12 protein-coding genes are annotated in these 13,005 nt (G+C 69.7%); 6 read left to right on the top strand and 6 right to left on the bottom strand.

What is annotated here, in order from left to right; genetic code table 11:
* Window positions 1-31: 31 nt before the first annotated feature.
* Window positions 32-1,021, top strand: coding sequence for a DUF2125 domain-containing protein (locus EOW66_RS02575; RefSeq protein ID WP_128154574.1), 990 nt, complete (start codon window positions 32-34; stop codon window positions 1,019-1,021).
* On the opposite strand, the gene EOW66_RS20590 is transcribed toward EOW66_RS02575, so the two are convergent.
* From EOW66_RS20590 to EOW66_RS02605, 6 genes are all read right to left on the bottom strand, one after another.
* Window positions 1,009-1,917 (bottom strand): extensin-like domain-containing protein, encoded by a 909-nt coding sequence (locus EOW66_RS20590; RefSeq protein WP_239017474.1) that lies wholly within the window; start codon window positions 1,915-1,917, stop codon window positions 1,009-1,011. The genes EOW66_RS02575 and EOW66_RS20590 overlap by 13 nt on opposite strands.
* Window positions 1,917-2,846, bottom strand: coding sequence for a prephenate/arogenate dehydrogenase family protein (locus EOW66_RS02585; protein WP_128154576.1), 930 nt, complete (start codon window positions 2,844-2,846; stop codon window positions 1,917-1,919). The genes EOW66_RS20590 and EOW66_RS02585 overlap by 1 nt, the downstream gene beginning before the upstream one ends.
* A complete protein-coding gene (gene hisC, locus EOW66_RS02590) occupies window positions 2,843-3,934 on the bottom strand; it encodes a histidinol-phosphate transaminase (protein ID WP_128154578.1) in 1,092 nt (363 codons plus the stop codon). The genes EOW66_RS02585 and hisC overlap by 4 nt, the downstream gene beginning before the upstream one ends.
* Window positions 3,935-4,092: 158 nt before the next feature.
* Window positions 4,093-4,713, bottom strand: a complete 621-nt coding sequence (gene rpsD, locus EOW66_RS02595) for a 30S ribosomal protein S4 (RefSeq protein ID WP_113899197.1) — start codon at window positions 4,711-4,713, stop codon at window positions 4,093-4,095.
* A 279-nt stretch (window positions 4,714-4,992) separates the two neighbouring features.
* Window positions 4,993-6,003, bottom strand: a complete 1,011-nt coding sequence (locus EOW66_RS02600) for a Hint domain-containing protein (protein ID WP_338054807.1) — start codon at window positions 6,001-6,003, stop codon at window positions 4,993-4,995.
* A 193-nt stretch (window positions 6,004-6,196) separates the two neighbouring features.
* Window positions 6,197-7,138, bottom strand: a complete 942-nt coding sequence (locus EOW66_RS02605) for a lipid A-modifier LpxR family protein (protein WP_164880999.1) — start codon at window positions 7,136-7,138, stop codon at window positions 6,197-6,199.
* A 366-nt stretch (window positions 7,139-7,504) separates the two neighbouring features.
* Here EOW66_RS02605 and EOW66_RS02610 point away from each other — a divergent pair, with 366 nt between their 5' ends.
* Genes EOW66_RS02610 through EOW66_RS02630 form a run of 5 tightly spaced genes read left to right on the top strand, consistent with a single transcriptional unit; the run spans window position 7,505 to window position 12,984 of the window.
* A complete protein-coding gene (locus tag EOW66_RS02610; RefSeq protein WP_128154583.1) occupies window positions 7,505-8,704 on the top strand; it encodes a cytochrome P450 in 1,200 nt (399 codons plus the stop codon).
* Window positions 8,705-8,744: 40 nt separating this feature from the next.
* The gene (locus EOW66_RS02615) at window positions 8,745-8,930 is read left to right on the top strand and encodes a ferredoxin (protein WP_128154585.1); all 186 of its coding nucleotides are present in this window, start codon (window positions 8,745-8,747) and stop codon (window positions 8,928-8,930) included.
* A 4-nt stretch (window positions 8,931-8,934) separates the two neighbouring features.
* Window positions 8,935-10,152 (top strand): NAD(P)/FAD-dependent oxidoreductase, encoded by a 1,218-nt coding sequence (locus tag EOW66_RS02620; RefSeq protein WP_128154586.1) that lies wholly within the window; start codon window positions 8,935-8,937, stop codon window positions 10,150-10,152.
* Window positions 10,153-10,159: 7 nt separating this feature from the next.
* The gene (locus EOW66_RS02625) at window positions 10,160-11,476 is read left to right on the top strand and encodes a hypothetical protein (protein WP_128154587.1); all 1,317 of its coding nucleotides are present in this window, start codon (window positions 10,160-10,162) and stop codon (window positions 11,474-11,476) included.
* 26 nt (window positions 11,477-11,502) lie between these two features.
* Window positions 11,503-12,984 (top strand): glutamine synthetase family protein, encoded by a 1,482-nt coding sequence (locus EOW66_RS02630; protein ID WP_128154589.1) that lies wholly within the window; start codon window positions 11,503-11,505, stop codon window positions 12,982-12,984.
* The last annotated feature ends 21 nt before the right edge of the window (window positions 12,985-13,005 follow it).

Below are 13,005 nucleotides of genomic sequence, written 5' to 3' on the forward strand. Positions count from 1 at the left end.
TGGGAGGCAGGTCTTTGGGAAGGGGGCGGCGATGCGCTGGCTCGGAGCGATCACGGCCCTTGCGGCCCTTGGTGCGGCAGCAAGCTGGGGTGGCGGCACGCTGCTCGCCCGGCAGGCGGCCGAGGGTTTTGCCCGCCTTGCGGCCGAGGGGCGCGGCGGCGCGGCCTCGGTCACGGCGGCGGGCTTTCCGCTGCGCATCGGCGCCGAGGTCACGGCGCCCGCGCTCGATTTCCCCGAAGCGGGCGGGCGCTGGCAGGCGCCCTCGGCCGAGGCCGCCGCGCCGCTCTGGGCGCCGCTCGACTGGCGCATCGCCGCGAGCACGCCGCAAAAGCTGACGCTTGCCGGGCAGCGCTTCACCCTTGCCGCCACCGACAGCGTTGCGACGCTCGGCCTCGGGATCGGTGCCGCGCTGCCGCTGCGCCGCGCGACGCTGACCCTCGACACGCCGCGGCTGAGCGCCGGGGACGCCACCGCGCCCGCGCTGGCGGCGCAGGACGTGACCGCCACCGCCACGCGCGCCGAGGACGGGCGCTGGCAGATCGTCGCAGGGGCCCGGGCGCTGGCGCTGCCCGAGGGGCTGACCGACAGCCTCGCCCCCGGTGCGGGCCTGCCCGACGTGATCGAGACGGTGACGGTCGATGCGACGGCCAGCCTTGATACCCCGGCCGCGCTGATGGCCGAACGGATGCCCGCGCTGACCGCGCTCGATCTGACCCGCGCGCATCTCGCCTGGGGCGGGCGGGCGCTGGACGCCCGCGGCGCGATCACCATCGACGCCGGCGGCCGGCCCGAGGGCACGATCACGCTCTCGACGAAGGACTGGGCCGCCTGGCTGCAGGTCGCCGTTGCGGCGGGGCTGGTCGAGGCGAAGCGGGTGCCGGTGCTGGCCACGCTTGGCGCCTATCTCGCGCAGCAGTCGAAGGATGGCGCCGTCGAGGTGCCGCTCGCCTTCGCGCAGGGGCGGATGAGCCTCGGCCCGGTGCCGCTTGGCCGCGCGCCGGTGCTGGTTCAGCGGCAGTAGGGTCCGCCGCGGTTCGCCGCGGTGTCGACGTGGATGTGATCCTGATGGAAGCGGTCCGACTTCGGGCCGAGCACGGTGCCGAAGGGACCGCAGGCCGAGCTATGCACCGCTTTCAGCAGCCGCGCGTCACTCTTCCAGCCGGCCAGAACGGTGATCGTCTGGCCGTTGCGCAGGCGCAGACCCGACAGGTCGACGGCATGGCCGCGGCCATGCTCCGACACTTTCGCCCCGCGCTGGTTGTTGCGCGGCCGGCACATGTAGGAGCCCGCCACCTCGATCCGGGCAAGCCCGCCGCCACGGTTGCCCACGGCCGGCAGGATGCCCCGGTCGAGCCAGCGCTTGAACGCCACCGCAGTGTTGCAATCGACCTGGATCGGCAGCGACAGCGGTATCCCCGAGATCGCCGTGACCTCGACCCCATCGGGCAGGCCGCAGCCCTGCACGCGCGAGGCAATCGGCGCGATCGGATGGCCGGTGAGGCCCGGCACGCCGCACAGCGCGCCGCTGCGGCCGGGCGCGGCAAGACGCTTGGCCGGACCGGCGCCCGAGACCTGGATCAGTTGTTCGCGCGGGGCGGGAACTGCCGCCCGCGGCGCCGCGGGTTTCGGCAACGGCCGCAGCGCGGCAAGCGCCAGCGAGGCGGTCTCGGGTTCGGGGGCAAGTGCGCCGGCGGCAAGGCTGGCCCCGGCGGCCGGTCCGGCCTCGGGCACCAGCGCCGGCGGACGGGCCCGCGGCCGCACCGGCACGGCAGCGGCCAGCAGAAGCGGGGCGTCGGGCGTGGGCGCGGCATCGGCCGGGCGCGCCACCGGACGGGGCGAGGCGCCCGGCGCCTCGGCATGGGCCAAGCCCGCCGTCAGGCTCGCGAGCAGCGCGACCAGTCCCGCCGCCCGCCGCATCACGCCTTCTTCTCCGGCACCGGCGCACCACGGCCGAAATCGGGGGCGTCGGTGTCCTGCCCGGCCTCGATGATGCTGCGGCGGATCTCGCGGGTGCGGGTGAAATAGTCAAACAGCATGTCGCCGTCGCCCATCCGGATCGCGCGCTGCAGCATGAACAGCTCCTCGGTGAACCGGCCGAGGATGTCGAGCGTCGCCTCGCGGTTGGTCAGGAACACGTCGCGCCACATCGTCGGGTCCGAGGCGGCGATGCGGGTGAAATCGCGAAAGCCCGAGGCGGAATACTTGATCACCTCTTCATGCGTCACGCGGCGCAGGTGATCGGCCACCCCCACCATGGTGTAGGCGATGAGGTGCGGCGTATGCGACACGACGGCAAGCACCAGATCGTGGCGGTGCACGTCCATCTCGTCGACATTGGCGCCAAGCTCGGTCAGGAAGCCGCGCAGCCGGGCAAGCGCCGCGGGCTCCGTCGTCTCGAACGGCGTGAGCAGCCACCAGCGGTTGACGAAGAGCGTGGCAAAGCCCGAGCGCGGCCCCGAATGCTCGGTGCCGGCAAGCGGATGGCCCGGGATGAAATGCACATGGCCCGGCAGATGCGGCGCCACCGCCTCGATCACCGCCTGCTTGACCGAGCCGACATCGGTGACGGTCGCGCCCTCGGCCAGATGCGGCGCGATCTCGGCCGCGATCGCGCCCATGGCGCCCACCGGCACCGCCAGCACGACAAGGTCGGCGCCCTGCACCGCCTCGGCCGCACTGTCGCAGACCCGGTCGACAAGGCCGATCTCGCGCGCCGTCGCCCGCGTCTCGGCCGAGCGGGCATGGCCCACGATCTCGCCTGCAAGCCCCTTCGCACGCATCGCATGCGCCATCGAGGAGGCGATCAGGCCAAGGCCGATCAGCGCGACACGCCTGTAGGTGGTCATGCCGCCGCACCCGCCTTGAACTGGCCGATCATATGCGCCACGCGCCGGCACGAGGGCTCGTCGCCCACGGTGATGCGCAGGCAGTTCGGCAGACCATAGCCCGCGACACGGCGCACGATCAGCCCGTCCTTCTTCAGGAACTCGTCGCAGGCCACCGCCTCCTCTTCCGAGGCGAAGCGGGCGAGGATGAAGTTCGCGGTCGAGGTGTCCGACGGCACCCCCCTCTCGGCCAGCGCCTCGGCCAGCCAGCCGCGCAGCCGGGTGTTGTCGTCGCGGCAGCGGGTGATCCAGTCCTGATCGCGGATCGCCGCCTCGGCGGTTTCAAGCTGTGCGGTCGACAGGTTGAACGGGTCGCGGATGCGGTTCAGCACGTCGATGATGTGGCGCGGGCCATAGCCCCAGCCGATGCGCAGCCCGCCGAGCCCGTAGATCTTCGAGAAGGTGCGGGTCATGAACACATTGGGCAGCCGCGTGGCGAGGTCCGCCCCGCCGTCATAGCCCTCGACATATTCCGCATAGGCGCCGTCGATGACCAGGATCGCCTGTTTCGGCAGGCCCATGGCCAGACGCTCGAGCTCGGCCAGACCGATCATCGTGCCGGTCGGGTTGTTCGGGTTCGCCAGGAAGACAAGCTTCGTCTTCTTGGTGCAGGCCTTCAGCAGCGCGTCGACATCGGTGGTGCGCTCGCGCTCGGCCACCGCGACCGGGGTCGCCCCCGCGCCAAGCGCCGCGATCCGATACATCAGGAAGCCGTGTTCGGTGAACAGCACCTCGTCCTTCGGCCCGGCATAGGCATTGACGATCATCCGGATCAGCTCGTCCGAGCCGACGCCGCAGATGATCTGCGCCGGGTCGAGCCCGTGCACCTCGCCGATCGCCTGGCGCAGCCCGGCATGGTCGGTCGAGGGATAGCGGTTGAGCTTGTGCACCGCGCGCGAGAATGCCTCCTTCGCCTTGTCGGAGGGGCCGAACGGGTTCTCGTTCGAGCTCAGCTTGACCGCATCGCTGAGCCCCGCGACATGCGCGGCGCCGCCTTCGTAGAGGGCGATGTCGAGAATGCCGGGCTTCGGGCGGATCAGATCGTTCATGGCGGGGTTCCTTGCTCTCGCCGCCGTATTAGCCGCGGGCGCCGCACATGGGAAGGGCTACTTGCGTCGCAGCCCGTCCGCCCGCGCCGCAACGGGCGCGCAAAAGGCAAAGGGCCGCCCCGAAGGACGGCCCCGCAAGATCGGCGAAGACTGAGAGATCAGTTCTTCGCGTAGAATTCGACGACCAGGTTCGGCTCCATCTGCACCGGGTAGGGCACGTCGCCCAGCGCCGGGGTGCGCACGAAGGTCGCGGTCATCTTGTTGTGGTCGACTTCCAGGTAATCCGGAACGTCACGCTCGGCCGACTGCACGGCCTCGAGGACGAGCGCGAGCTGACGCGACTTGTCGCGCACCGCGATCACGTCGCCTTCCTTCACCCGGTAGGAGGCGATGTTGACGCGCTGGCCGTTCACGGTGACGTGGCCGTGGTTGACGAACTGGCGGGCGGCGAAGACGGTCGGCACGAACTTGGCGCGATAGACGATCGCGTCGAGACGGCGCTCGAGCAGGCCGATCAGGTTCTCGCCGGTGTCGCCCTTGACGCGCTCGGCTTCCGCGTAGATGCGGCGGAACTGCTTCTCGGTCATGTCGCCGTAGTAGCCCTTGAGCTTCTGCTTGGCGCGCAGCTGGGTGCCGAAGTCCGACAGCTTGCCCTTGCGGCGCTGGCCGTGCTGGCCCGGGCCGTATTCGCGCTTGTTCAGCGGCGACTTGGCGCGGCCCCAGATGTTCTCGCCCATGCGGCGGTCGATTTTGTACTTGGCAGACGTGCGTTTGGTCACGGCTGATCTCCTTCATGTGTTCCGAAGGGCGTTGTCCTCCTCCCTCGACCCCATCCGCGAGGCCTCGGGCGACAGGTTTCCCCTCGCGGGGTCCACCAACACCAATGAAATCCGGAAGACCGCGGCCATCCGGACTGGCGGGGCTTATACAGCCCGCCGGCCCGGAGTCAATGCCCGAATGCCCTGCCCCTCTCCCGGCTTTCTCCTTGCCGGAAATACCTCGGGGGTGACGGCGCCCTCGGGCGCCGGAGGGGGCAGCGCCCCCTGCCCAGCCTGCGCTCAGGCGGCCAGATCGTGGCGCAGGATCACCGCCTCGGACCCGCTCAGCGCACGCCGTGCGAAGGCGCCATAGCGCAGCGGATCGGTGGCGATCTCGGGCAGGATCCGCAACAGCCCCGCCCGCTGCGGTTCGGACACCATCTCGAGCGTGGTCGACGCCGGATGGAAGCTCTCGCTCTCCATGCCATTCGCGCGGATCACCTGGTGGCGGGCAAAGAGCAGGTGGATATAGCGCAGCCCGGCCAGCCCCCGCTCGACCCGCACCGAGCCGCCATTCACCAGATCACAGGCCCGCACCAGCACCTCGGCCTCGTTGAAGAGTGCCCGCGCCTGCGGGCCGCGGATCAGCACCCGGTGCTGCGGCGAAACGATCAGATCGCCGGTCGGCCGGCCGATGCCGAAAGCGCCGGCACGGATCCGCACCGGACAAAGCTGCGGCAGTGCATGCAGCCGCGCGCCGGTCATCCGCCGCGACCCGGTCCACAACAGCTCCTGCGCGCCGTCGTCGCGGGTCAGCACCCGCTCGCCCGGACGCAGCGCCTCGACCGGGCGCGGCCCGCCCGGAGTGTCGATCAGCGTGCCGGGGGTGAAGCAGATCACGCCGGGCGGCGGCAGCCGCACCGGTGCGGGCCGCAGATCGAGCCGCGCCTCGACGATCCACAGATCCGCCCCGCGCGGCGGCACCCCGCCCGAGAACATCAACAGCCGCGCCCCGCCCGCCGCCACCTCGACCAGCGTCACCACCCAGGCGGCATGGCCGTCGGTCACGGTGAAGCTCTGATCGGGAAGCTCGGGCAGCACGGCCTGCAGCGGGTCTTCGGGCAGCGGTGTCTCCTCGAGGGCCGCGCCCAGCAGCCGACGCACCATCTTCGCCGCGCGCAGCCGCACCGCGGCCTCGCCCTCGGCGCCGCTCAGCACCAAAAGCCCGCGCGGGCCATCGACGCAGACCGCCTCGCCGCCCCAGCGCCAGCAGCTGCCGATCGCCAAGGCGGACGCCGGCGCGCCAGCCACGCCGTCGATCTCCGTCTGTGCCCATGAAATGACAAACGTGCCCTGATAGCCCGTTTTCATTGCCTGTATGTCCCGCGCTCGTTTTTATGGGCCTTGGGGCCCTTGATTGGGGACCACGCTAACATGGGGGAATCTGCTTGGGAATCCCCCTTGTTAACGATTGTGGCACCGTGCCGCAGGCAACCCGCCCGCGTCAGAAGTTGACGCGCGCGCGCAGGCTGCCCAGCACCTGCCCCTCGGGCTGGCCCTCGAATTCCTTCGACAGCCAGGTCACGCCATAGAACAGCCCGAAGGTCCCGGAGCGCAGGCTGACGCCTGCACGCAAACGGGTGCGGGTGCCCTCGAAATCGACGCCGTCCTCCGAGGGGAAATAGCTGCTGTCGAAGACATGGGCGACATCGGCGCCCAGAACGAAGCTCGGGACCAGCGGCTCGGACCGGCCCGAGATGCCGACATAGCGCTGCCCGGTGATCTCGTCGCGCAGCCACAGCGCGCCCTGTTCGCGCATGCCGAAGGCAAGGTCGACGCCCGCGCGCACCAGCGTCTCGTCGCCCGCCCGCGCCTCGACGAAGGGCCGCGCGTCGAGCCCGCCGAGGGAGAAGCTGCGGCCAAGCTCGCCGTCGATCACCGGATAAAGATGGTCCCCGAGCTGATCCTTCGCCGCCTTCGGGGTCGGCGCCGAGAAGATCCGGTGCACGGATTCGTGGAAATGCGAGACGCCGGTCGAGGGGCCGACGGCGACGAGGCCGAAGCCGAGCCCCGCCTCAAGCTTCGGCGCCGGCTCGAACTGGGTCTTGGCGGCGAAATGCAGCACGCCCGCATAGCGCCGATCGCCGGCCGGCGGATGGCTCAGCACCGAGGGCGCGATGATCGAGGCGCCGAAGCGATATTCCATGATCTCGAACGGGCGGGCGGGCAGCGCCCCGTCCCAGCTCACGCCGCGCACCACCGAGATGTTGTAGCTGCCGGTCTGCCAGCGGTCCTTGCCGTCGCCCAGATAGTCGTTGTTGAAGAACCGCCCCACGCCGAGCGTCGAGCGCCCGGACAAGTCGATCTCGGCCCGGGCCACGGCGGGCGCGAGAAGCGCGGCAAGAAGGAGCAGGCCGCGCAGGGCGGCCTTCGGGCGGTTCGTCATCGTGTCTGTCCTGCTCTGGCGCCCGCGCTTGGCCGGCGGGCTTGGTGATGGGCAAAAGATCTTAAGACTTCCTTCATCTAGAATCTGGCCAAAATGCGGACGGACCCGTATTTTTTTCGTGCCCCCGCGCCCCCTTTGCGCAGACGCAAGTGATGCGCAGATGCCGGCTGCGGCGATGCAGCGACGCATCGCCTGCAGCCGCCGGCCCGATGCGGCCGCAAGCCTCCCCCGGCCCCTCGCCCGGATGAAAATTTCTTTCCGATAAATTTCAATGAGATGCAATTTTATTTCCGCCATCTGAAATTCTGGAACGCTTCTTGCATCATGCTTCGGTGAACCGCGCACCCCTGACCGGAGCCTGAGCCGATGACGCAAGAAACCCTCGCCGAAGCGCCCTATCTGGACGTTGCCGACCCCACCTTCTCGATCCGCTCGCAGGCGGTTCTCGATGCCCGCGAGGCGAGCTGGTATGCCCGCACCAACTACGGCATCGCGGTGCTGCGCTATGACGACGTGATGAAGTTGCTGCGCCATCCGAAACTGCGCCAGGGCTCCTATCGCTGGCCCGAGCTGAGCGGCGTGCACGGCGGCCTCTTCGCCCGCTGGTGGGGCGCGATGCTGCTGTCGCAGGAAGGCGAGACCCATTCGCGCCTGCGCCGGATGGCAAACCCCGCCTTCTCGCCCAAGCTGATCACCGAGCTGCGGCCGAAGTTCCAGGCACTCGCCGACAAGCTGATCGACGGCTTCGCCGCGAAGGGCGAATGCGACTTCATCGCCGAATTCACCGAACCCTATGCCACCGGCGTCATCTGCGACCTGCTCGGCCTGCCCTTCGAGACCTGGCGCGAGCTGGCCGACATCGCCGCCGAGATGGGCCTCGCGCTTGGCGTGACCTTCAAGCAGGACCTCGCCACGGTCGAGGCGGCGACCGCGCGGCTGCTGAAATATGCCGAAGATCTGGTGGCGCTGAAGCGCGCCAATCCGTCCGACGATTTCGTCGGCATGCTGGTGCAGGCCAATGCCGACAAGTCGCAGCTCTCGGATCAGGAACTGCTCGACATGATCGTGCTGGCGATCTTCGGCGGCATCGACACCACCCGCAACCAGCTCGGTCTGGCGATGGCAACCTTCATCGAGCACCCCGAGCAATGGGCGCTGCTCGCCGAACAGCCCGATCTGGCCCGCGCTGCGGTCGAGGAGGTGATGCGCGTGCGCCCGACGGTGACCTGGGTCACCCGCGAGGCGACCGAGGACTTCACCTATAACGACCTGCCGATCAAGGCCGGCACGACGATCCACCTGTTCTCGCAATCGGCGACCTCGGACCCCGCGGTCTTCCCCGAGCCGGGCTTCGACATCACCGCCGAGCGCAAGCCGCATTTCGGCTTTGGCGGCGGCGCACACCATTGCCTTGGCCATTTCATCGCCCGCGGCGACATGACCGAGGCGCTGAAGCTGCTCGCCCAGCGGCTGAAGAACCCGCGCTTCAACGGCGAGGTGAAGTGGCTCGCCGACAGCGGCAACACCGGCGCCATCACCCTGCCGATCGCCTTCGATCCGGCCTGAGCCGAGCCCCCCAGACCCCATCAGACACAGGGAAGCGAAAATGAAAGTTGATGTCGACATGTCGATCTGCCTGCTGCACGGCCAATGCGTGATCGCCGCGCCTCAGGTGTTCTCCTTCGACGACGCGGGCGGGCTCGTCTGGGTCGCCGAAGTGGACGAGGCGCAGCGCGCCGATGTCGAGGCCGCCGCCGATGCCTGCCCCGAGCAGGCGATCCTTCTCGGTTGACGCCATGACCGCGCCGCGCATCACCATCGTCGGGGCCTCGCTTGCGGGCCTGCGCACGGCAGAGGCGGTTCACGCCGCCCTGCCCGCGGCGCGGATCACCCTTGTCGGCGACGAGCCGCTCGCCCCCTACAACCGCCCGCCGCTGTCGAAGGAGGCGGCCGAGACGCTCGCCCGCGACACCACGGCGCGCGAGGCGGTGTTCGGCAAGCTGCTGCTGCGCTCGAAGCTGACCCCCGAGGTGCTGAGCCTGCGCCTCGGCGCCGGCGCGGTGGCACTTGAAGCGGGCGGCGTGCGGCTCGCCGATGGCGCGCTGGTGCCGGGTGAGCGGGTGATCGCGGCGACCGGGCTGCGCCCGCGCCGCCTGCCCCTGCCGGGCGCCGAGGCCCGCCGCCATGTGCTGCGCAGCTTCGACGACCTGATCCGCCTCGCGCCCGCCCTGCGCCCCGGCGCGCGGATGGTGGTGATCGGCGGCGGCTTCATCGGCTGCGAGATCGCCGCAACCGGCCGCAAGCTCGGCCTCGAGGCGACGATCGTCGAGCCCTCGCCGCAACCGATGCTGCGCGCCCTCGGCCCGCGCGTCGCCGCAGCGATGGCGGCGCTGCACCGCGCCCATGGCGTCGTGCTGCTCACCGGCCGCTCGGTCGCGGGCTTCTCGGACGAGGGCGTGATCCTCGACGACGGTCAGGCGCTCGAGGCCGAGGTGATCGTCGAGGCGCTCGGCTCGCATCCGAATGTCGAGTGGCTTGCGGGATCGGGCGCCGATCTGGGCGACGGCGTGCTGGTCGATGACCGGATGATCGCCCCCGGCGCCGAGGGGCTGATGGCCGTGGGCGACGTCGCGCGCTTCGTCAACCCGCTCTTCGGCCCCGAGGCGCGCCGCACCGAGCATTGGTGCGTGCCCGGCCAGACCGCGAAACGGGTGGGCGAGACGCTTGCCGCCGAGGCCGCGGGCGCCGCGCCCGCACCCCGCTTCGCACCGATGCCCTCGTTCTGGTCGGACCAGCACGGGATGCGGCTGCAGGCCTTCGGCGCGCCCTCTCTCGCCGATGCCTGCCGCGTTCTGGAAGGCGAGCTGTCGCTTGTCGGCCGCGCGCCGGTGATCGTCGAATACCTGCGCGGGGGCGAGCCGGTCGGCGTGCTCGGCCTCGGCGCGCCCCCTGCCGCCCTCGCAAAGGCCCGCGCCCGTCTTGACGCGGCGCTGACCGAAACGCTTACCGCCTGAGGCCCCGATGACCCACGCCCTGACCGCCGCCCTTGACGCCCTGAATGCCGAGATCGTCCATGTCGGCCAGTTCGACTATGCCTCGGTGTTCCGCGAACGCCGGCTGCGTCGCCCGCAATTCCTCGACTGGGCGACGGACGCGCGCTTTGCCAATGTCCTCGCCTATTGGGACAGCGCCGACAGCCTCTATGGCGGCGATGCCTTCTACACCGAGACGGTCGAGATCGACCCGGGCTCGATGCGCCGCAACCCGTCCGAGCCCGGCGCCGTCACGGTGATCGCCGAGCTCTCGGGCGCGGCGAAAGAACTGATGCCGCGCGAGGTGCTGCGCCGGCAGATCGCGCGCGCCGCCGCCATGGGCTTCACCGTCGACGCGGCCTTCGAGTTCGAGGTCATCGTGCTCGATGAAACCGACAGCTCGGTGCGCGAGAAGGGCTTCACCGGCCTTGCGAAATTCGCCCCCGACAACAAGTGCTGGTCGGGCGCCACGGCCAACACCCATGCCGGGTTCATCGCCGGCATGGAGGCCGAGATCCTCGGCCATGACATCGCGCTTTACGGTCTCGGCGTCGAGCTCGGGCCGGGATGCCTCGAGGCGACGCTCGGCGCGACCGAGGGGCTGCGCGCCGCCGATGACGCCGCCTTCTTCCGCATGGCGGCGCGCAGCTTCGCCCGCAAGATGGGCAAGACGGCGAGCTTCATGCCCTATCTCGGCGCGGACTACCCCGGCATCGGCGGGCACTGCACCGTCTCGCTGCGCGACAAGGCCACCGGGAAGAACCTGTTCTCGGACCCCGAGGCGAAGACCTCGGCACTGGCGGGCGCGTTCATCGCCGGCATGATGCAGATCGTGCCGCAGGCCTTCGCAATGTGCACCTCGACGGTGAACGCCTATCGCCGCCTTGCACCGGGCAGCTGGGCGCCGAAATCGCTGACCTGGGCCGAATACCCGTTCACCGTTGCGGTGCGCTCGGCGCCCCATGCGGGCGACCGTGCGCGGCTCGAGTTCCGGGTGCCGCCGGCCGACTGCAACCCCTATCTCACGCTTGCGCTGATGCTGGGCGCGGGGCTCGACGGGATCGAGCGGCAGCTTGCCACCCCCGCCCCCGCCACCGCCGCGCATCCCGATGTCGTGCCCGAAGGCGCCCAGCGCTTTCCGCGCGACCTTGCCGAGGCAGCCGACCGCCTCGCCGCCTCGCCCGATGCCGCGCGCATCTTCGGGCAGGCCTTCTGCCAGAATTTCGCGGCTGCCTGCCGCGCCGAATACGCCAGCCTCGCGAAAGCGGTCAGCGCCGAAGAACGCGCCCGCTATCTCGAAGGCTGAGTGGTCAGAACAACAGGGAGACGACCATGACCACCACCGACACCGACTATCACCGCGAGATCGAGGCGCCCGGCCGTGCCGCGCTGGTCGAGCGCGTGCGCCGCAAGATCGACGCGCTTGGCGTCGATTACATCTATTACCAATATATCTCGATCACCGGCCGGGTGATGGGCAAGGCCGCCCCGGCGCGGCACTGGGAGACCCAGGCGCGCAAGGGCGTGCAGACCTGGATGGGCGGCGTCGCCGATGTCACCCCGAACTTCAAGGGCAACCTGATCGGGTTTGACAGCAATGCGATGGAATGCATCGCGCTGCCCGACCCCGACACCTTCTGCCAGCTGCCCTGGGACAAGCGCGTCGCGCGCGTGTTCTGCACGCTCTACTACAGCCTCGAAGACCCGAACTTCCCGGGCCAGCATTACGAATACGACACCCGCGGCAACCTCAAGCGCTTCGACCGCGAGTTCCGCGAGGCGCATAACGGCCTCACCCTGCGGGTGGGCCTCGAGCCCGAGATGCTCTGGCTCAAGCCGAAGGACGGCGAGGTCCGCCCCTACGAGGGCATCACCGAGGCCTATGCCTATCACATCGGCCAGTTCGAGAGCGCCCGCAACATCTGGATGCAGGTCTCGGATTACGCCCGCGCCATGGGTCTCGACATGATCCAGGGCGACTGCGAGGACGCGCCCGGCCAGATCGAGCTGAACTATCAGTTCGACGACGCGCTGCCGACCTGCGACCGGATGACCACCTATCGCCAGATCTGCGCCGAGGTGGCGCGGCAGAACGGGCTCATCGCCTGTTTCATGGCGAAACCCTTCATGGGCTATGCCGCGAACGGCTGCCACCACAACTGCTCGGTCTGGACCGGCGGCGCGCGCGAGCTGCAGCAGCTGATCCCGGGCGAGCTTCCGGGCATGGAAGAGCTGTGGCACTACTCGAAGGGCGGGGTGAACGAGTTCGAGAATACCGACGGCGGCTGGCTGCCGACGGAACTTGGCCACCATATCCTCGGCGGCTCGCTCAAGCATATCGACGCGCTCACCTGCCTCGGCGCCTCGACGGTGAACTCCTACCGCCGCTTCAACGACTTCGGCCTCTGGGCGCCGATCGGGGCGAACTGGGGGCTGCAGAACCGCTCCTGCACGATCCGCATCTCGTCCCCCGACCGCTTCGAGTTCCGCGCCGTCGACAGCATGGTCAACCCGCACCTCTTCTGCGGCGCACTCCTGAAGGCGATGGACGACGGCATCCGCAACAAGATCGACCCGGGCGCCCCCGAATCGCGTAACGTCACCGAGGTCTGGCAGTCGGGCGAGCCGGTCAAGCTCATCCCTCTCAATCTGCGCGATGCACTGACCGCTTTGGAAAAGGACGAGGTCATTCGCTCGGCACTGCCGGGGCGGCTCTACGACGTCTTCGACGAATACAAGCAGGACGAGTGGACGCGCTTCCTGCGCGAGGTCACCAATTGGGATGTGGAACGTTACTTGCACTGCGTGCCCTGACGCGCGGTGCCGACCGGGGGA

The organism is Paenirhodobacter huangdaonensis (genome assembly GCF_004022465.1).
GTDB classification, from domain to species: Bacteria; Pseudomonadota; Alphaproteobacteria; order Rhodobacterales; family Rhodobacteraceae; genus Rhodobacter; species Rhodobacter huangdaonensis.

Bases quoted from the DNA above. Each gene is read 5' to 3' on its own strand.
- EOW66_RS02575 (WP_128154574.1), top strand. From the start codon at position 32: ATGCGCTGGCTCGGAGCGATCACGGCCCTTGCGGCCCTTGGTGCGGCA.
- EOW66_RS20590 (WP_239017474.1), bottom strand. From the start codon at position 1,917: ATGCGGCGGGCGGCGGGACTGGTCGCGCTGCTCGCGAGCCTGACGGCG.
- EOW66_RS02585 (WP_128154576.1), bottom strand. From the start codon at position 2,846: ATGACCACCTACAGGCGTGTCGCGCTGATCGGCCTTGGCCTGATCGCC.
- hisC (WP_128154578.1), bottom strand. From the start codon at position 3,934: ATGAACGATCTGATCCGCCCGAAGCCCGGCATTCTCGACATCGCCCTC.
- EOW66_RS02605 (WP_164880999.1), bottom strand. From the start codon at position 7,138: ATGACGAACCGCCCGAAGGCCGCCCTGCGCGGCCTGCTCCTTCTTGCC.
- EOW66_RS02610 (WP_128154583.1), top strand. From the start codon at position 7,505: ATGACGCAAGAAACCCTCGCCGAAGCGCCCTATCTGGACGTTGCCGAC.
- EOW66_RS02615 (WP_128154585.1), top strand. From the start codon at position 8,745: ATGAAAGTTGATGTCGACATGTCGATCTGCCTGCTGCACGGCCAATGC.
- EOW66_RS02620 (WP_128154586.1), top strand. From the start codon at position 8,935: ATGACCGCGCCGCGCATCACCATCGTCGGGGCCTCGCTTGCGGGCCTG.
- EOW66_RS02625 (WP_128154587.1), top strand. From the start codon at position 10,160: ATGACCCACGCCCTGACCGCCGCCCTTGACGCCCTGAATGCCGAGATC.
- EOW66_RS02630 (WP_128154589.1), top strand. From the start codon at position 11,503: ATGACCACCACCGACACCGACTATCACCGCGAGATCGAGGCGCCCGGC.